This is a genomic window from Nocardia sp. NPDC050413 (assembly GCF_040655475.1).
GTDB lineage: Bacteria > Actinomycetota > Actinomycetes > Mycobacteriales > Mycobacteriaceae > Nocardia > Nocardia coubleae.
This window is the reverse complement of the sequence record NZ_JBFAJZ010000001.1, coordinates 52748-71466: the sequence shown is the minus strand read 5'-3', so window position 1 is coordinate 71466 and position 18719 is coordinate 52748. Positions and strand designations below refer to the sequence as shown.

Genomic DNA, 18719 nt, shown 5'->3' with positions numbered 1-18719 from the left:
TACCCTCTCCCATGCGGTGCTACCCGCCGTTGCCGGGTAGCCGAGCCCTGCTGTCTCGGCGCCCTTCTCGTCACGGCCCCCGCCGGACGACCGACAGCGCCTCGGCGCGGGAGACGATCATCGGCAATGAACGCAACCACCAGGTGGCACCCGCGCGTTCGTAGGCATCGCGGTTCTCGTTCGCGGCCACCGCCACGTCGAAGCCGGTCAGGTCGCCGCGGTGCGCGGCGATGATGTCCAGCATGTCGGCCAGTTGCGCCGGGCTCGCCTCCGGGCACAGACCGTCGTATCTGGCGGCGCGACGCAGGGGTGCTTGCCGCACCGACTGCGCGGCCACCCAGATCGGTATGCGGGGACGTTGCACCGGTCGCGGCAGGAACCGCAGGCCGTCCACCTCGTAGGCGGGTCCGTGGTGGTGCACGGGTTCACCGGACCACAGCGCGGTGATCACCGCGAGGGATTCGTCGAGCAACCGCGCGCGTTCACGTGCGCCACCGACCTCACCGAGACGGGAGAACTCTCCGGTCGCGTCGGAGCCGAGTCCGACGCCGAGCACCAGCCGACCACCGCTGAGCAAGTCGAGCGCGACGCTCTCTCGGGCGACATCATGGGGTCGTCGGCGCGAGAGCGGCGTGACCCTCGGTCCGAGCACCACCCTGGTCGTCGCGGCCGCGACGGCGGCCAGACCGATCCAGCAGTCGCCGACGGCGAGGTCGGCTGCATCGGCCCGGGCCACGTGGTCCCAGACGAAGACACCGTCGAATCCCGCCGATTCCGCTTCGGCAGCGATCTCCGCCAGCACGCGCGGATCGGCGAGCTCACCGAACGGCGGCAGGTACACCCCGTGGCGCAGCACCATATCCGCAGCATAGAGCGCCGCGCCCGGTCCCAGCCCGACTCGCCGAAAGATCCGTTGCAGCCGCGAGCCAGATCATGGGGGATGCCACCCCGCTATACAGTGACCGGCAGCTTCCGCCTACATCGACCGGCGAAAGAGGGCACATGACGAAACCTCGGAATGTTCGCGTGCGCAGGATCTACGAGGACCCAGAACCTGCCGACGGTCGCCGCGTCCTCGTCGACCGGCTGTGGCCGCGCGGCATCAGCAAGGAACGAGCCGACCTGACCGCCTGGTGCAAGGACGTCGCACCGTCGACCGAACTGCGCAAGTGGTACCACCACACACCGGAGAAGTTCGAGGAGTTCACGCGCAGGTACCGGGCCGAACTCGAGCAGCCGACCCAGGCCGCCGCCCTCGACGAACTGCGCGAGATGGCGAAAAGCGGTCCGCTGACCCTGTTGACCGCGTCCCGCCTGGTCGACATGAGCGAGGCGACGGTGCTCGCCGACATTCTCGACGGAAAGCTGACCCCATAACCGGTGTCCTCGGTTGATAAGTCACGGTTGTCGACCGATCGGAGAGGCGACTTTGACGCGGATCGCCCGGCACCTTTAACTGTCGGTGAGCAGCGCCTGCGATCCGACCAGAGAAGCGGAGAACACAGTGGGACGAGTGACCGTGCGACGACCTGTGCTGCGCATCAGGGACGGCGTCAGCAGCGAACGTCCCGACACTCTGGTGAGCGAGGAACCGCTCGAGATCCGGGTGGGCGGCCGCCCGCTGACCGTGACGATGCGGACGCCGGGAAACGACTTCGACCTCGCGGCGGGCTTTCTGGTGAGCGAGGGGGTCGTTCGATCGCCGGATCAGATCGCCGCAATCCGCTACTGCGCGGGCGCGACCGCCGAAGGCACCAACACCTACAACATCGTGGACGTGGTCCTGGCACCCGGTGTCGCCGCCCCTGACCCGTCGCTGGAACGCAACTTCTACACCACGTCCTCCTGCGGACTGTGCGGCAAAGCCAGCCTCGATGCGGTGCGCACCGCCGCGACCTGGTCGGTGGCAGACGATCCCGTGCGCTGCCCACCCGGAGTCCTGGCGACCCTGCCGGACCGGCTTCGCGACGCACAGAAGGTGTTCGACACCACCGGCGGCTTGCACGCGGCCGGACTGTTCACCGCCGACGGATCGATGCTGTACCTGCGTGAGGACGTCGGCAGGCACAACGCGGTCGACAAGGTGATCGGCGCCGCCGTGCGGGCCGCACTGCTGCCGTTGCGCGAAACCGTTCTGATGGTGAGCGGGCGGGCGTCCTTCGAACTGGTACAGAAGGCGCTCATGGCGGGCATTCCGGTATTGGCGGCGGTATCGGCGCCGTCGTCGCTGGCGGTGGATCTCGCTGCCGACAACGGGTTGACCCTGGTCGGATTCCTGCGCGGCGATTCGATGAACGTCTACGCCGGTGCGCAGCGACTGACGACGGACCACCGCCATCGGATGCTCATTCGCTGACGATGCCCGCGACCAGGTTGATCGTCGTCGCGAGGATGACGGTGCCGAAGGCGTAGGACAGCAGACAGTGCCGGAGGACGATGGAGCGGATCCCCGCCTTCGTGACGTTGGTGTCGGAGACCTGATAGGTCATGCCGAGGTTGTAGCTGAAATAGAAGAAGTCCCGGTAGGCCGGCGGTGCGTCGGAATTGAAATCGATGCCGCCCGTCGGTGCTTCGTAGTAGAGGTAGGCATACCGCGCGACGTACATCAGATGCACGGCCGCCCATGCCGCGAACACGCCGCCCAGGGCCGTCGCGGCCGCGATATGGCCTTCGTCGGATCTGCCGAGCACGAGGATGAGGACGATGGCGACGAGCCCGCTGAGCGCGGCGACGACGACCGACGTCTCCTCGATCAACGGCTGGAAGTCCTCGCGCCGGGCATTGGATCTGGTCCGCTCGGCATCCATCGGCCAGAGCACGAACCAGCCTGCCACGACGAAAACCGTTGCGGCGGTGGCGATGCCGGTCAGCACACCGAGTGCGGATCCGCTGCCGATACCGACGGCCGCGCCCGCTGCGGCACCGAGCACGACAGAACCGAGCAGGCGGGTGACCGCCGACAACAGCAACGGACTGCTCATGGCGGTGCAGCGTACCCAACGGTCCTCGACGATCGCGTGATCGGCGGTCAGCCCGGTGCGGGCTCGCCGAGCACGGCGTCCAGGTCGGCGGCACCAGCGGTCGTGACCAGTGCCTTGGCCAGTACCGAGCCGGGCTCCCCCGCCGCCGTGACCAGCACGATCTCGGCGGAGACGACCGGGTCGTCGAGAGCGAGTACCCGAACCCCGGCGGGCGCGGGCAGGGTTCGCAGCCAGGGCTGCGGCACGACACACGCCCAGCGACCGGTGCTCACATGCGCGAGCAACGCGACCACGGAATCGGTCTCGATCTGCGGCGCGGCGCGCAGCCCGCGCCCGGCGAGCGCCTCGTCGAGGAGCTGCCGTCCCCGCATTTCCTTGTGCAGCAGGCACATCGGCATTTCCAGCGCCTCGGCCCAGGTGATCGTTCCGGTGCGTCCCGCCAGGAGTTCGGTGCCTGCGAGCAGCACGTGCCGTTCGGTGTAGAGCGGGGTGCGGGTGAGCCCGCTGGTGTCGACCCCTTGCGCGTAGATGATGCCCGCGTCGAGTTCGTACCGGCGGATGCGCTCGACGATGTCGAGTGAGCGCAGTTTGGTTTCCAGCCGCACCCGAACCAGCGGATGTTCGACGCAGAACGGATCGGTGAGCAGGGCGACGGTGCTCGATGCCGCCGGAATCACGCCGATCCGCAGTTCGCCGGTCAAACCGGTCTGCAGTGCGGCGACTTCGTGTTCGAGCGCGTCGCGGTCGGCCAGGATCCGCCGTGCCCACAGGACCAGTCGCTCCCCTTCCGGCGTGAGCCCCTCGAAGGTATGTCCCCGCCGGACCAGCGGCACACCGAGCTCGTGCTCGAGTTTGCGCAGCGCCTCCGACAGTGCGGGTTGGGATACGTAGCAGGACTTGGCCGCACGGGCGAAGTGACGTTCCCTGGCGAGCGCCACGAAGTACTCGAGCTGACGGAAGAGCACGTCTGCCTAGTCGTCGTCTCGGGCGGCGGCCGCCGCATGGCCTGCCTGGGCGATCTCGCGCGCGTGCTCGGCGGGCGCCTTGTCCGGGTCCGGTCCCATGACGACAGTATGCGGGGCCGGATCCCGGATCAGCAATGCGACAGCTAATCCCACCGCCACACCGATCACCGTGTCGAGCCCGCGCTCGGTGAGCATGGTGAGCGGATCGGTCGGGTCGGCGAGCTCGGTCATCGCCATGATCAGCGGCGTGAAGAAGCCGAGCGCCAGCGCGTAGTGACGCGCCATGAACAGCTCGGTCGGATACAGCAGCGCGATGATCGCGAGCCCGAGCACCGCCGGGCTCGGTCCCGGGATCAGCAGCGGTGTCGCCACGAGCAGACCGAGGAAGGTGCCGATCACCCGGTGCATGCCTCGGGTCAGCCGGTCGCGCGAGGTCGCCGCCGCCAACGGCACGGCCGCACCGGCCATGGCCCAGTTGGCGTGCCCGACACCGAGCAGCAGGCCGATGCCACCGGACACTGAGATCGCCAGTGCGTAGCGGCCCGCCTGGGTCGCCGAGTCGATGCCCCGGCGGTGCGGTGGACACCGGGTCGGCACGTCGGTGGCCGTCCCGCGCCGCACCCTGCGAGTGGATTCCAGGTATCCGACGGCGACGCACAGGATCGCGGTGCCGGCGCAGACCAGCAGCGCAATGACCGGATGACGTTGAGTGTCGGCCACCATCGCGATCGCGCCGAACGCGAAGATCCCCAAGAACGGGCCCTCCGGTCGCAACCCGAGCCGGTCGGTGACCGGCGACGCCACCGCGGCGAACACGGCGACGGCCGCGACCAGCACCGCGGGTGGAGCGTGCAGCCGACCGAGCAGAATGCCCGCGCCCACCGCGCCGACCAGCATCACGGCGGCCTCGCACTGGTGGGCGAGGCGTTGCCTCGGTGCTTCGGCGAACCCGTACATGCCGGTGAACGAACCGAACACCGCGTAGATGAGCAGGTCGGTGCGTCCGGCGGCGACGAGCATCAGACCGGGGATCGCCAAGCCGACGAAGACGCGGGCGGCGGGCAGATGATCGATCTCGGTGACGAATCGCCGAAACACCGGGCGCGCCTGGTTCAGCGTGGTGCGCAAGATTCCTCCGAGGGTCGGTCGCGGGCACGCCCGTAGGGCCGATGAACCACGGTGCATGAATCGTTCGCGAGGCGTCAACCGACCGAAATCGGGCACATCGGACGAATTTGTGGCGTACACGGCGACGATAAGCCACACCTATCGAGCAGTCGGAAGTCGGTCTTGGCCATGGCCGCCCGCAAAAGCGACGATAGTGACGGCCCGCCTACCTCGAATCGTGGCTCTCCGGGGAGAGAATTCCGGCGGACGGGAAGACCGGCTTCGAAATCGTCGAAGGGACTGTCATGACCGATGCGTTTGGAGAGTTCGACCCCGACGACGGCCCGAGCGGTGCTCGCGACCGCGCGGCGACCCCGGAATTCAAGCCGTATCATCATCCGGCCGCCGGGTGGGGTGCCGCGAAGGCGGTCACCGAATTCATGATCGGCCAGGAGAAAGAGCCACTGCTCGGTACCCGCGCCATCCTCAAGATGAATCACGAGAACGGTGGTTTCGACTGCCCGGGATGTGCGTGGCCCGATTCGATCAAGGGCATTCATCTCGACATCTGTGAGAACGGCATCAAACATGTCACGTGGGAGATGACGCACAAACGGGTGACGCGGGAATTCTTCGCCGAGCATTCGGTGGCGGAACTGTCCACCTGGAGCGAACACGACCTCGAGAATCAGGGCAGGCTCACCGAGCCGATGCGCTACGACCCGGTCACCGACCATTACGTCCCGATCAGCTGGGACGACGCGTTCGAGATGGCGGGCAAGGCCTTACGCGAACTCGACGACCCGAATCTGGCGGCCTATTACACCTCGGGCCGGCTCGGCAACGAGGCGACGTTCCTCTATCAGCTGATGGCCCGGGAACTCGGCACCAACAATCTGCCCGACTGCTCGAACATGTGTCACGAGGCGAGCGGACGTGCGCTGCAGGCCGCGCTCGGGACGGGTAAGGGCACCTGCGACCTCGAGGACTGGGAAACCACCGACGCGCTGTTCATCCTCGGCGTGAACGCCGCCTCCAACGCACCACGCATGCTGACCGCCCTCGCCGAGGCCGACCGGCGCGGCGCGCAGATCGTGCACATCAACCCGCTCGTCGAAGCCGGTGCCACCCGCACGATCATCCCGCACGAGTTCCTGCGAATGGCGACATTCCGCACGACCGATACCTCGACACTGAACCTGCAGCCGCGCATCGGCGGTGACTTCGCCCTGATGCGTGGCATCGCCAAGGCCGTGTTCGAGGAATCCGAATCCGATCCCAAGGCACTCGATCACCAGTTCATCGAGCGGCACACCCACGGCTTCGAGGAATACCGCGCCGTCGTCGAGGCCACGCCGTGGTCGACGATCGAGGAACAGTCCGGGCTCACCGAGGACGATGTCCGCAAGGCCGCGCGCGTGTACTGCGAGGCCGACCGCAGCATCATCAGCTGGTGCCTCGGGGTGACCCAGCACGAGCACGGTGTCGACACCGTTCGCGAGATCGTGAACGTGCTGCTGTTGCGCGGCAATCTGGGGCGCGAGGGTGCGGGTCCTTCGCCGGTGCGCGGGCACAGCAATGTGCAGGGCAACCGCACCTGCGGCATCGCCAACAAACCGGCGGCGCAGTTCCTCGATCGGCTCGACGAGGCCTGCGGCATCACCTCACCGCGTGCCGACGGCTACGACGTCGTCGCCACCATCGAGGCGATGCAGGCCGGAAAACTGAAGGTGTTCATGGCGATGGGCGGCAATTTCGCGCTCGCCGCACCCGACACCGCCTACACCTACGAAGCCCTGCGCAAATGCGACCTCACCATCCAGGTGAGCACCAAACTCAACCGCAGCCACCTCGTGCACGGCACCGAAGCCCTGATTCTGCCGTGCCTGGGTCGCACGGAAAAAGACATCCAGCGCGGCGGGGAACAGCAGACCTCGGTCGAGGACTCGATGGCGATGGTCCACCTGTCCAAGGGCATGAAGAAGCCGGCCTCCCGGCACCTGCTGTCCGAACCGGCCATCATCGCCGGAATCGCGAAAGCCGCGCTGCCACAGAGTAAAACGCCGTGGGACTACTATGTCGCCGACTACGACCGCATTCGCGACACCATGTCGCAAGCGCTCGACGGATTCGAGGACTTCAACCGGCGAGTGCGTCTGCCGCTCGGCTTCCGCATCAAGCAACCGGCCCGGGAACTGATCTTCCTCACGCCCTCGGGCAAAGCCGAGTTCTCCTGCGCCGATCTGCCCGACCTCACCCAGGAACCCGGCATTCTGCGCCTGGCGACGCTGCGTTCACACGACCAGTGGAACACCACCATCTATTCCGACAACGACCGCTACCGCGGCATCAAGAATCTGCGCACCCTCGTTTTCATGAACGACGACGACATGCGCGAACGCGGCCTGTCGCAATTCGACGACGTCGATATCACCAGCATCGCCCGCGACGGCAGCACCCGGTCGGTCCACAACTACAAGGTCATCCCCTACGACATCCCCCGCGGTTGCGCAGCCGGATACATGCCCGAACTCAACGTGTTGTGCGCGATCGGCGACATCAGCACCCAGAGCGATCAGCCGATCATGAAGAACGTGAAGGTCACCGTCACCCGCTCGGCCTGAATCCCGGCACCGAGGAAATTCAGCGGCCGATTCGGACGATGCCTGTGGTTACTCCCTGGAGTACCTCGCCGTTGCGCAGGATCAACGGCGAGGTTTGGAGCGGGTCGGCGAGCATGGTGGGTGGCAGTTCGTTTCGGCTCACCACCGCGCCGTCCTCGGGATCGATGACGGTGAAGGAGTAGCCGTCGATGGGTGTCGTGTTCGGTGCGCCGTCACGGGTGACCGTGTAGATCAGTCCGTCCGCTGTCGAGATGTGCGGTACCGCGGCACTGCGCACCGTGTTCTCCCAGACCGTTCGGCAGCCGTCGCGGTCCACGTCGACGCGCGTCATGCCGCCGGCGAACGGCGCTGTTTCGGGTTGCGCCGGACCGGCGCCGTCCGGCACCGCCGGGTACGGATATCCGTAGGTGGAGGCCACGAAGACCGAGCCGCCGATACCGATCGGCGAATTCTCGCTGCCCGCACCGCCTTCGGTGAGCACCGGCCGAGAGCAGACGAGTTCACCACTGCCGGAACGGAATACGAGCACCTTCACCTGATCGGCGGCGTTGTCGACGACGGTGAGATAGTCGGCGCCGGTATCCGGGCCGAAGTACGTCGGCGTCGACCCGGTGCCCCACGACAGCTGCCCCGGTTTGCGGGCCGGGCCCCGGTCGTAGGCCGCGCGCCACAGCCGCACCGGCTTGCCCGAAGCATCGGTGCCGAATTCGTAGAGCGCGTGCGTGGTCGCGACCGCCACCCGGCCGCTCGGCGCGGAGGAGATGCTGTTGGCCACCTTCTCTTCGGCGGGCAGACTCAGCGTGGCGATCTCGCCTCCCGCGGTGACTGTCCCGACTATGCCGTTCTCCGTCGCGAACCACACCGTGCCCGACCAGTCGGGCACCAGGCCGGTGACGCCGTCGTCCGCCGGAATGGCCGTGGTCAGGTCGACGGCTTCCACCACCCGCAATTCCCAACCCCTGGTGCCGCGTTCGTGAGCGATCCGCAGCAGCGCGCGGTTGCCGTCGACCACGACCAGCCGGTCGGCGTGGTCGAGATAGGCGTACACCCCGCCGAGCAGGCCACCTTTGGCCAAAGTCACCTGTGCGAGCGATCCGGACACCGCCGACCCGGTATCCGGAATTCCCCCGGCGGACGGGTCGATCAAATGCACTACCGGCGCACGATCGGCGACCGCCGTACACAGCGCCACGACGAGCCCGTCGGAGCCCTGCAGCAGAGTCGGGCAGGCCGCCCCGAGCGGGTACCCGCCGATGCCTCGCGCGCCGGGCCCGGGTCCCGCGTGCGGCACCGCGTCCGACGATCCCGCGTCGCCGTGCATGGTCGCCGTACCCGTCGGTCCGAGAAACGGATTCGGCCCGGCGAGCGGCCCCCAGCCGGGCCCGGCCGCGCCGGTGCCCGAGGACAACACAGCGATCGCGCAGAGCACGAGCAGAACTGATCGGCTGGTATGACGAGCGAACATGGGGCAGATACTGCCGTATTGCGGCGAAGGGGACACACGGCCTGACACGCACCGATGAAGCCCATCCCGAACATCGGTGGGCCGTAGGCTGACCGCCATGGGTGAGCCACAGCGGGTTCTCGTTCCACTCACACAGGCAGCGATCTTCCTGGTCGCCACCATCGATGAGGGCGGTGAGGCGGCGGTCCGCGAGCTCCTGGCCGAGGTCGACGACCTACGCAAGTCGGTCGGTTTCCGCACCCCGGATCAGAACCTCAGCTGTGTCATCGGCATCGGGCACCGCGCCTGGGGCCGGTTGTTCACCGGTCCCGAACCCGCCGAGCTGCACGAGTTCCCCGGCTATGCCGGGCCGGTGCACTCCTGCCCCGCCACTCCCGGCGACCTGCTGTTCCACATCAGGAGCGAGATGACGGGCACCTGTTACGAATTGGCGATGGCGATCGCGACCAGGCTGCGCGACGCGGCGACCGTTGTCGACGAGACATCGGGGTTCCGCTACTTCGAACAGCGCGACCTGCTCGGCTTCGTCGACGGGACCGCGAATCCGGAGGGCGGCGCGGCCGAGGCGGCAGTTCTCGTCGGCGACGAGGATCCGGCCTTCGCCGGTGGCAGTTACGTGATCGTGCAGAAATACCTGCACCCACTCGACGAATGGAATGCCCTGACGATCGAGGAGCAGGAGCTCATCATCGGGCGGACCAAACTCAGCGATTACGAACTGCCCGACGACGTGAAGCCACCCAGCTCCCATGTCACCATGAACACGATCGTCGATGCCGACGGGGTGGAGCACGATATCGTGCGCGCGAATATGCCGTTCGGCACCGTCGGAGACGGCCGACTCGGCACGTATTACATCGCCTATTGCGCCACACCGTCCGTACCGGAGCAGATGCTCGAGCGCATGTTTCTCGGCACCGACGAAGCCGCCTACGACCGTATTCTCGACTTCTCGACCGCTGTCACCGGTGGTCTGTTCTTCGCTCCGTCCGCCGATTTCCTCGGCGATCTGCCTGATGCACCCTCATCCGTCGCCCACGAAGACGTCGATATCGACGTTCCCGAGTTCGCTCCGGTCATTGCCGCCGAGGCAGCCCCGGTGGTCTCGGACGGTTCGCTCTCCATCGGGTCAATGAAAGGGAGTAACTGAATGAACAACCTGCATCGCGAACTCGCGCCGATCACCGACGAGGCCTGGACTCAGATCGAAGAAGAAGCCACCCGCACGTTCAAGCGCAATATCGCCGGACGCCGAGTCGTCGACGTGTCCGGCCCCCGAGGCGTGGCTTATTCGGCGCTCAACCGGGGCAGGCTCACCACGGCCGACTCCCCCGACGACGGTGCGCAGGCACATCAGCGCGTCGTGCAGCCGCTCGTGGAACTGCGGGTGCCCTTCACGTTGAAGCGCTCCGAACTCGACGACATCGAACGCGGCGCCCCCGACGCCGACCTCGACAACCTCAAAGACGCCGCCCAGAAGATCGCCTTCGCCGAAGACCGCGCGATCTTCGAGGGCTACGCCGCCGCGGGCATCACCGGCATCCGCGCCGCCGCCTCCAACTCCCCCGTCGCCCTACCCGGCAATGTGGTCGATATCCCCGACGCCATTTCCCACGCCCTCACCGAGTTGCGCCTCGCGGGTGTCCAGGGACCGTATTCGGTGCTGCTCAGTGCCGACCTCTACACCAAGGTCAGCGAAACCTCCGATCACGGCCACCCGATCCGCACCCACATCGAGCGGCTCATCGACGGCGAGATCATCTGGGCACCGGCCATCACCGGCGGTTTCGCCCTCACCACCCGCGGCGGCGACTTCGAATTCGCCATCGGCCAAGACCTGTCGATCGGCTACCTCAGCCACGACGCCGAAACAGTGCAGTTGTACTTCCAGGAAACGTTCACCTTCCTGGTCGAGACCTCCGAGGCAGCGGTATCACTCGGGTCCTGAACCCCAACCACCGAGAACATCACGTTCGACGCTCCTCTCGACAACGGCGCACACGCGTCTGCTTCGGCGACAGTTCATTACGACGGTAGGAGACCGACGATGAGTACGCTGGCGATGAGCACCGTCGACATCTCGAGGTGGCAATTCGGTATCACCACGGTGTATCACTTCATCTTCGTACCGCTCACCATCGGTCTTGCTCCCATCGTCGCGGGAATGCAGACCGCGTGGGTCGTCACCGGCGACGAGAAATGGTATCGGCTCACCAAGTTCTTCGGCAGATTGTTCCTGATCAATTTCGCCATCGGCGTGGCCACCGGCATCGTGCAGGAGTTCCAGTTCGGGATGAACTGGAGCGAATACTCCCGTTTCGTCGGCGACATCTTCGGCGCCCCTTTGGCTTTGGAGGCCTTGGTCGCCTTCTTCCTCGAATCGACCTTCATCGGACTGTGGATCTTCGGCTGGTCCCGGCTGCCCAAACTCGTTCACCTGGCCACGATCTGGTTGGTGGCCATCGGGGTGAACGCGTCGGCGTATTTCATCATCGCGGCCAACTCGTTCATGCAGCATCCGGTCGGTGCGCGATTCAATCCCGAGACCGGCCGGGCCGAACTGGACAGCATCTGGACGTTGCTCACCGACAACACGACGCTGGCGGCGTTCCCGCATGTGGTCGCCGGTGCGTTCCTCACCGCGTCGGTGTTCGTCGCCGGTATCTGCGGATGGTTCATGGTGCGCAACATGCGCAGCGGTGACGCGGTGAAACAGTCCGAAGCCACCACGCTCTGGCGTCCGGCGGCACGCGGGTCACTGTATGTGGTTGCGGCGTCGATCGTGGTGGTGGCACTCACGGGCGATATCCAGGGCAAGATCATGTTCGATCAGCAGCCGATGAAGATGGCCTCGGCGGAATCGCTGTGTCACACGGCGACGGACCCGAAGTTCTCGGTGCTCACCGTCGGCACACACAACAATTGCGACAGCGTGGAGCATCTGATCGAAGTTCCATATGTGCTGTCGTTCCTGGCCGAGGATCAGTTCACCGGCGTGACCTTGCAGGGCGTCGAGGATCTGCAACGTTCCTATGTCGAGCAATACGGGCCGGGCAATTACCGGCCGAATCTGTTCGTCACCTATTGGTCGTTCCGCACCATGGTCGGCCTGCTCGCCGGCCCGATGGTGCTGCTGCTCGCCGGTTTCTGGGTTACCCGGGGTGGTCGCGCCCCCGACCGGCGCTGGTTCTCCTGGCTGAGCCTGCTCGCCATCCCGACGCCGTTCCTGGCCAACAGCGCGGGCTGGGTGTTCACCGAGATGGGGCGCCAGCCCTGGGTGGTCGTTCCCGACCTCGCAGGTGATCTCACCATCCGCATGACCGTGGACCAGGGTGTCTCGGACCACGCACCGGGCACCGTGCTGTTCTCACTGATCGTGTTCACCCTGCTCTACGGTGCGCTCGCGGTGGTCTGGTACTACCTCATGCATCGGTACACCGTCGCTGGCCCGGCGCCGGACTCGACCACATCGCAGCAGGACGATTCGGGCCCCGACGACGGCAGTGGTGGCGGCAAACACCGCGCCGAACCCGTCGAAACGCTGTCTTTCGCCTACTAGTGCGCCGATGATCCGACGCCGTTCGGGCGGTGTCGACGATGGTCGGCCCGGGAGCGATCGGCGGTCGGGAGCAGTAACGCCAGGCCCTCCGAATCCGACCGCAATGGTGTGTGGTGGGCTTTCGGTGACAGGACGGAGGGCAAGTGGCAGCCGGTCGGATGAGACGAACCGCCGTGGCAGCCGGGGCCGCGGGTGTCCTCGGGCTCCTCGGCTACTGCGGGCTCGCGGCCGCCCAGCCTACACCGGCGCCCGGCGGCCAGGTCGCCGTCGCGGGGCTCGACCCTACCGCCGGGCCAGACACCTCGAGACTCTCCGACAGCGGCGCGATCCGGTTAGTCGCCGAACCCGGAGACCACGGCAACGGCGGCGGCAACGGAAACTCGGACCCGGGAAGCGGCAACGGCAACCAAGGCAACGGCGGCGGCAACCAAGGCAACTCGAACCCTGGTAACGGAAACGGCAATCAGGGAAACGGGGGCGGGAACCAAGGCGACAACGGCAACCCGGACCCCGGTAGCGGAAACGGCAACCAAGGCAACGGCGGCGGGAACCAAGGCAACAACGGCAACCCGAACCCCGGTAGCGGAAACGGCAACCAAGGCAACGGCGGCGGCAACCAAGGCAACAACCCCGAAAACCCCGGGAATCCGCCGCAACCGCAAGCCCCTGCCCCACAGTCCGCGCCTGCGGCCCCTGCCCCGGACGCTCCCGCACCCGCCCAGCCGGAGGCTCCCCAGCCGGACGCGGGCGAATCCGGCGGCGCGCCCGGTGGTGGAGCACCCGGTGGCGGCGCGCCAGGCGGTGGCGGCGCACCACCGGCCGGAGCAGGTCCCGGCGGTGACTCACCCTCCGCGCCTGCCCCCGGTGGAGCGGCTGATCCGCCCGCCGCTCCCGCACCCGGCGGCGGCCCGGCGGCCCCCGCCCACGACGTCACACCGACCAGTGACACCGGCCTGCTCCCCGACCCGAACCTCCTCTCGGTGATCGGCGGTCTGCTGGCCCTCGGGATCGCCGGCGGCGGTTCGGCCGCGGTCAGTTTCCAGGGCGCCGCCCAGGCGCAGGCACGTGTCGACGCCGCCCGAGCCGAGTTCTTCGGCTCACGGGCGTGATGCCGGGTTCCCTCCGGAATCGGCGGGCCGTTTAGACGGTCGTTCGCGTGGAATGACCGCAAGTAGCTCGCGTGCCGGCACACCGACGTCGGCATTCCGCTGCTCAGGAGGTCACATGCCGGGTCATCGGTTGGGAGGTGTCCGCGCGGCGGCGACGCTGGCGGACCTCGGGTTCGCCGGATTCGCCGCAGGCGTCATCGCCCGTCGCCGCAGGATGATGGGAATACTGGAACGCACGCAGGCGGACGGTCGTGCCGTCCGGCGGATGCATGCGCTGCGTGACGAATTCGGTTCGGGGCCGGTGGAATTGGTCTTGCCCGGCCGACGGGTGGTCGTGGTCACCGATCCCGCCGATGTGGGCCGGGTGCTGGCGCAAGCACCGTCGCCGTTCGATCCGGCGAATCGGGAGAAGCGGGCCGCATTGCGCCAATTCCAGCCGCACGGTGTGCTGATCTCGGAGGGCCCGATCCGCGAAGAGCGCCGGGCGGTGAACGAAGCCGCTCTCGAGACCGGCCGTCCGCTGCACCGGCTGGCGACCCCGTTCGCCGAGGTCATCGCCGACGAAGCGGCCCGGATGCTGACGGCGGCCTCGTCGACCGGCACGCTGGACGCCGCACAGTTCACCACCGCCTGGTGGCGGCTGGTCCGTCGGCTGGTCCTCGGCTCCTCAGCCCGCGATGACCACGACATCACCGATCGGCTGTGGCAGCTGCGTTCGGCGGCCAACTGGTCATTTCTCATGCCACAGCGCAGGCGCTCGGGCGAGAAGTTCTCCGAGAGCCTCTACCGCTATGCCGAATCCGCGGAGAACGACAGCCTCCTGGGTGCGCTCACCGATGTATCCGCCTCCGGTGCAACGGATCCCGTGGGCCAGGTACCGCATTGGCTGTTCGCCTTCGATGCGGCGGGGATGGCACTGAGCCGCGCGGTGGCATTGCTGGCCACCCATCCCGAACAGCGCGCCGCGGCCGTCGCCGAGGCGCAGAACGCCACGACTCCGGCGACGCTCCCCTACCTCCGGGCATGTGTCCTGGAATCGGTGCGGCTGTGGCCGACGACGCCGCTCATCCTGCGCGACGTCACCGAGGACACCGCCTGGCGCGACGGCGAGGAGCGTTTCACCACCGAGGCCGGTGCGGCACTGCTGATCGCCGCCGTCGCGTTCCACCGTGACCAGCGGTCGCTTCCGTTCGCCGACGATTTCGTTCCCGACATCTGGTTGGACGGCCGCGCGAAGGACTACCCGCAGTTGGTGCCGTTCAGCGCCGGACCCGCCGCCTGCCCCGGGCAGGACCTGGTGCTGTTCGTAACCAGCACCCTGCTCGGGGAAATGCTGCGCGCGGCGCGATTCGAGCTGACCTCGACCCCAGCTCTCGATCCGTCGACCCCCTTGCCGTTCACCCTGAACAACTTCGGCCTCGAATTCCGCGTGGAATCCCGGCACGACGCGCCGATTCTGAACAAGTCCATGTCCTGACCCGATCGGCGGCAGCGAACAGGAGGTTTCGTGCGCTTACGGCGAAGCACTCCCTACGGCCCCGGGATCCGGCGAGTCATCCGGGGTCGTGGTTTCTCCTACCTGACCACCGACGGCGAACGCGTCTCGGACGAAGACCTGCTCGAGCGGATCAACGGCCTGGTGATTCCGCCCGCGTGGCGCAAAGTGTGGATCTGTCCGCACGCCAACGGTCATATCCAGGCGATCGGTGTCGATGCCGCCGGCCGCCGCCAATACCTGTATCACGAGCAGTGGCGCCGGGAACGCGACGAGGAGAAGTTCGACCGCGTCCTCGATCTCGCTGCTTGTCTGCCCCAGCTGCGCGACCGGCTGACCGCCGATGTGCGCCGCTCCGGCCTGCACCGGCACCGGGTGGAGGCCGTGGCCATCGGATTGATCGACCTCGGAGTGTTCCGGGTCGGCGGCGAGGAGTACGCCGAGGAGAACGGCACCCGCGGCGTCGCCACCCTGCTGCGCGAACAGGTGCGCGTCGAGGGCGAGCAGATGCTGTTCGACTATGTCGCCAAGGGCGGTCTGCGCCGTCGCGTCCGGATACACGACGCGGATCTGGCCCGCGCTGTCACTTCCCTGCGGCGTAGTCGCGCGGATTCGCCACGGCTACTGGTCTACCGCGACCGGAACGGCTACCGAGAACTGCATGCCGACGACATCAACGCCCGTTTCAAAGCACTCACCGAAACGGACTGCACCGTCAAGGACCTCCGGACCTGGCAGGCCACCGTGCTGGCCGCCGAGGGTTTCGCACAGGCCGAACCCCCGACCTCCGAGCGTGCGCGCAAGCGGGCCGAACGCGCTGTGATCACCGAAGTCGCTGCCGCCCTTGGCAATACGCCCGCCGTCGCCCGCGCCTCCTATGTCGACCCGAGGGTCGCCGAAGCGTACGCCGACGGGACCACGATCTCCCGGGCGCTGGACAGAGCTGCCCGCGCCGCCGCCGAGAGCGAGCGCCGAGCAGTCATCGAACGGGCAGTACTCCGACTGCTCCGGCGCGCCACCCACCGCAGGCATTGATCCCCGCTCCGCCGACGAACGAGGCAACACCACACCGGGGCAGTGAACAGCCAGGCCCCGACGGGGATATAGTTGCGTCATGCAACACCAGTCGGATGGATGGTCGCCCGAGCTCGTCGCGGTGCACGACGCGCTCACGCAGATCGTCCGCGAAGCCATCGCGGCGCGGCCCGCGTCGGAGGGGATACCGTCGTTCGCGCAGCGGTCGGCGCTGTCCTATATCGAACGGAATCCGGGCTGTCGTGCCACCGAGCTGGCCGAAGCGTTCGGCGTGCACCGCTCTACGGTGTCACGACAGCTGCGGACCTGCGTCGACGCGGGCTGGGTGGCGGCGGGTGAGGGAAATTCCCGGGCGGGCTACCCGCTGACGCTCACCGCGTCGGGCCGCCGCGCGCATCGAGCAGCGATCGAACACGACCTCATGCTGCTCGAGGAGCGGATGAGCGACTGGACTGCCGACGACATCACCGACTTCGCGCACGCCTTGCGGCGATTCCAGCGACCCGACCAGCCCCTTGGAGGCGAGCATGCGTGAGTTCACCACGCCGGCCACGTTCACCATCGCCGAGGACGAGACCATCGTCGGCTCGGTCTACACCCAGGCCGAACAGTTCCCGCGGCGAGTGCTGTTCTCCCGTCCCGACGGGGACCGCTGGGTCGACGTCACCGCGGCCGAGTTCGCGCGGCTGGTGTCCGCGGTGGCGAAAGGCTTGATCGCCAACGGTATTCAGACGGGCGATCGGGTGGTACTCGCGTCGGCGACACGCTTCGAGTGGACGCTGTTCGATTTCGCGATCTGGGCCGCCGGTGCGGTCACCGTCCCCGTCTACGACTCGTCTTCGGCCGAGCAGGTGCGGTGGATCCTCGAGGATTCCGGTGCGGCGCTCGCGATCGTGGAGACCGCCCGGCACAAGGATCTGCTCGCGAACGCACCGGCAACGCTGCGACGTTCCCTGGTCATCGACGACGGCGCCGAAGCACTGCTGATCGCCGAGGGCACCGACCGCTCCGACGACTGCCTGCGGGAACGGCTCGACGGCCTACGCGCCGACGGCCTCGCTTCCCTGGTGTACACCTCCGGCACCACCGGTCGCCCCAAAGGCTGCATGCTCACCCATCGCAACTTCCTGTCGGAGGTGCGCGGCATCCTGACCGCGAGTATCGGTGAGGTCGCCCGCCCGGGACAGCGGATGCTCACTTTCCTGCCGCTCGCGCACGTGCTGGCCAGGGCGGTGTCGCTGGCCGCGTTCGAGGCCGGGATGACGCAGGCCCACTGGGCGGACTTCAAAACCATCACCGGTCAGTTCACCCGCTTCCGCCCGCACACGATCCTCGGCGTGCCACGAGTGTTCGAGAAGGTGCGCGACGGTGCCGAGAAGAAGGCACGCGACGGCGGCAGGATCAAGGCGGCCGTGTTCCGGTTCGCCGAGCAGACCGCGGTCCGGTGGAGTGAAAACCTCGACCACACCGGCGGATTCGCGCGCACGCCCTCGCTCCTGCTGCGTGCCGAGTACGCGTTGTGCGACCGGCTGGTGTACACCCCGCTGCGGGCCGCGCTGGGTGGTGATTGCGAGTTCGTCATCTCCGGCGGCGGCGCGTTGACGCCTCGGCTCGGGCATTTCTTCCGAGGTGTCGGTGTTCCGGTGTACGAGGGCTACGGCCTGACCGAATCCACCGCCGCCCACTGTGTGAACGTGCCGGGTGCGGTGAAGATCGGCACGGTGGGACAACCATTGGGCGGCAACGCTGTTCGCATCGCCGATGACGGGGAGATCGAGGTGTCCGGTGGCGTCGTGTTCACCGGGTACTGGCGCGGCGAGGAAGCTACCGCCGCCGCGCTGACCGACGGGTGGTTGCGCACCGGTGACCTCGGCGCCATCGACGACGACGGGTTCCTGTCGATCACCGGGCGTAAGAAGGACCTCCTCGTCACAGCGGGCGGCAAGAATGTCTCCCCCGGCCCGATGGAGGATCGCATCCGTTCGCACGCGCTGATCTCGCAGGCAGTGGTGGTCGGCGACGGTCGCTCGTTCATCACCGCGCTCATCACCATCGACCCGGAGACGTTCACCGGATGGAAGGAAGCGGCCGATCGACCGGCCGAGGCGACCGTCGCCGATCTCCGTACGGATCCGGCGCTGCTCGCCGAGGTACAGCAGGCGATCGACGATGCCAACAGCACCGTCTCCCACGCCGAATCCATCAAGAAGTTCGTCGTCCTGGACCGCGACCTGACCGAGGAGTCGGGCGAACTCACCGCCACGCTCAAGGTGAAGCGGCACGTGGTCGCCGAGCGATTCGCCGACGAGATCGACGGCATGTACCGGGCCTGAGAGCCGATCGGCAGGGCATCGGCGCCGCGTGGGCGAGGACCAGATC

General features: G+C 67.4%; 16 protein-coding genes. 11 read left to right on the top strand and 5 right to left on the bottom strand.

Going from position 1 to position 18719, the window contains the following annotated elements; translation table 11 throughout:
• Positions 1-70: 70 nt before the first annotated feature.
• Positions 71-859, bottom strand: coding sequence for an LLM class flavin-dependent oxidoreductase (locus AB0I19_RS00380; protein WP_357142910.1), 789 nt, complete (start codon positions 857-859; stop codon positions 71-73).
• A gap of 143 nt (positions 860-1002) precedes the next feature.
• Here AB0I19_RS00380 and AB0I19_RS00375 point away from each other — a divergent pair, with 143 nt between their 5' ends.
• Complete coding sequence (locus AB0I19_RS00375; RefSeq protein WP_357142908.1) at positions 1003-1377, top strand: DUF488 family protein; 375 nt, start codon at positions 1003-1005, stop codon at positions 1375-1377.
• 127 nt (positions 1378-1504) lie between these two features.
• Complete coding sequence (fdhD, locus tag AB0I19_RS00370; RefSeq protein ID WP_357142906.1) at positions 1505-2356, top strand: formate dehydrogenase accessory sulfurtransferase FdhD; 852 nt, start codon at positions 1505-1507, stop codon at positions 2354-2356.
• Here fdhD and AB0I19_RS00365 read toward each other — a convergent pair.
• From AB0I19_RS00365 to AB0I19_RS00355, 3 genes are read right to left on the bottom strand one after another with little or no spacing between them, the layout of a single operon-like run.
• A complete protein-coding gene (locus AB0I19_RS00365; RefSeq protein WP_357142904.1) occupies positions 2346-2981 on the bottom strand; it encodes a DUF1345 domain-containing protein in 636 nt (211 codons plus the stop codon). The genes fdhD and AB0I19_RS00365 overlap by 11 nt on opposite strands.
• A gap of 47 nt (positions 2982-3028) precedes the next feature.
• Positions 3029-3946: a LysR family transcriptional regulator gene (locus AB0I19_RS00360; protein ID WP_357142902.1), complete on the bottom strand. Its 918-nt coding sequence runs from the start codon at positions 3944-3946 to the stop codon at positions 3029-3031.
• Positions 3947-3952: 6 nt separating this feature from the next.
• The gene (locus AB0I19_RS00355) at positions 3953-5074 is read right to left on the bottom strand and encodes an FUSC family protein (RefSeq protein WP_357142900.1); all 1122 of its coding nucleotides are present in this window, start codon (positions 5072-5074) and stop codon (positions 3953-3955) included.
• Between the two features lie 284 nt (positions 5075-5358).
• Between AB0I19_RS00355 and AB0I19_RS00350 the strand changes: the two genes are divergently transcribed.
• Positions 5359-7677, top strand: coding sequence for an FdhF/YdeP family oxidoreductase (locus AB0I19_RS00350; RefSeq protein ID WP_357142898.1), 2319 nt, complete (start codon positions 5359-5361; stop codon positions 7675-7677).
• Between the two features lie 19 nt (positions 7678-7696).
• Here the strand turns inward: AB0I19_RS00350 and AB0I19_RS00345 are convergent, their stop codons facing one another.
• On the bottom strand, positions 7697-9142 hold the full coding sequence (locus tag AB0I19_RS00345; RefSeq protein WP_357142896.1) for a hypothetical protein: 1446 nt from the start codon (positions 9140-9142) through the stop codon (positions 7697-7699).
• Between the two features lie 97 nt (positions 9143-9239).
• Between AB0I19_RS00345 and AB0I19_RS00340 the strand changes: the two genes are divergently transcribed.
• The 8 genes from AB0I19_RS00340 to AB0I19_RS00305 all read left to right on the top strand — a co-directional run bounded on the left by AB0I19_RS00340 (position 9240) and on the right by AB0I19_RS00305 (position 18673).
• On the top strand, positions 9240-10292 hold the full coding sequence (locus tag AB0I19_RS00340; protein WP_357142895.1) for a Dyp-type peroxidase: 1053 nt from the start codon (positions 9240-9242) through the stop codon (positions 10290-10292).
• Complete coding sequence (locus AB0I19_RS00335) at positions 10293-11090, top strand: family 1 encapsulin nanocompartment shell protein (protein ID WP_357142893.1); 798 nt, start codon at positions 10293-10295, stop codon at positions 11088-11090.
• 114 nt (positions 11091-11204) lie between these two features.
• The gene (locus AB0I19_RS00330; RefSeq protein WP_357145025.1) at positions 11205-12701 is read left to right on the top strand and encodes a cytochrome ubiquinol oxidase subunit I; all 1497 of its coding nucleotides are present in this window, start codon (positions 11205-11207) and stop codon (positions 12699-12701) included.
• A 173-nt stretch (positions 12702-12874) separates the two neighbouring features.
• Positions 12875-13810: a hypothetical protein gene (locus AB0I19_RS00325; RefSeq protein ID WP_357142891.1), complete on the top strand. Its 936-nt coding sequence runs from the start codon at positions 12875-12877 to the stop codon at positions 13808-13810.
• 115 nt (positions 13811-13925) lie between these two features.
• Positions 13926-15287 (top strand): cytochrome P450, encoded by a 1362-nt coding sequence (locus AB0I19_RS00320; RefSeq protein ID WP_357142889.1) that lies wholly within the window; start codon positions 13926-13928, stop codon positions 15285-15287.
• Between the two features lie 30 nt (positions 15288-15317).
• On the top strand, positions 15318-16340 hold the full coding sequence (locus AB0I19_RS00315) for a DNA topoisomerase IB (protein ID WP_357142888.1): 1023 nt from the start codon (positions 15318-15320) through the stop codon (positions 16338-16340).
• A gap of 79 nt (positions 16341-16419) precedes the next feature.
• Positions 16420-16875 (top strand): MarR family transcriptional regulator, encoded by a 456-nt coding sequence (locus AB0I19_RS00310; protein ID WP_357142886.1) that lies wholly within the window; start codon positions 16420-16422, stop codon positions 16873-16875.
• Entirely contained in the window at positions 16868-18673 is a 1806-nt protein-coding gene (locus AB0I19_RS00305) for a long-chain fatty acid--CoA ligase (protein WP_357142884.1), read from the top strand. The genes AB0I19_RS00310 and AB0I19_RS00305 overlap by 8 nt, the downstream gene beginning before the upstream one ends.
• The last annotated feature ends 46 nt before the right edge of the window (positions 18674-18719 follow it).

Coding starts and splice junctions, on each gene's coding strand:
- AB0I19_RS00380 (WP_357142910.1), bottom strand. CDS start 859: ATGGTGCTGCGCCACGGGGTGTACCTGCCGCCGTTCGGTGAGCTCGCC.
- AB0I19_RS00375 (WP_357142908.1), top strand. CDS start 1,003: ATGACGAAACCTCGGAATGTTCGCGTGCGCAGGATCTACGAGGACCCA.
- AB0I19_RS00365 (WP_357142904.1), bottom strand. CDS start 2,981: ATGAGCAGTCCGTTGCTGTTGTCGGCGGTCACCCGCCTGCTCGGTTCT.
- AB0I19_RS00350 (WP_357142898.1), top strand. CDS start 5,359: ATGACCGATGCGTTTGGAGAGTTCGACCCCGACGACGGCCCGAGCGGT.
- AB0I19_RS00345 (WP_357142896.1), bottom strand. CDS start 9,142: ATGTTCGCTCGTCATACCAGCCGATCAGTTCTGCTCGTGCTCTGCGCG.
- AB0I19_RS00340 (WP_357142895.1), top strand. CDS start 9,240: ATGGGTGAGCCACAGCGGGTTCTCGTTCCACTCACACAGGCAGCGATC.
- AB0I19_RS00335 (WP_357142893.1), top strand. CDS start 10,293: ATGAACAACCTGCATCGCGAACTCGCGCCGATCACCGACGAGGCCTGG.
- AB0I19_RS00330 (WP_357145025.1), top strand. CDS start 11,205: ATGAGCACCGTCGACATCTCGAGGTGGCAATTCGGTATCACCACGGTG.
- AB0I19_RS00320 (WP_357142889.1), top strand. CDS start 13,926: ATGCCGGGTCATCGGTTGGGAGGTGTCCGCGCGGCGGCGACGCTGGCG.
- AB0I19_RS00310 (WP_357142886.1), top strand. CDS start 16,420: ATGCAACACCAGTCGGATGGATGGTCGCCCGAGCTCGTCGCGGTGCAC.
- AB0I19_RS00305 (WP_357142884.1), top strand. CDS start 16,868: ATGCGTGAGTTCACCACGCCGGCCACGTTCACCATCGCCGAGGACGAG.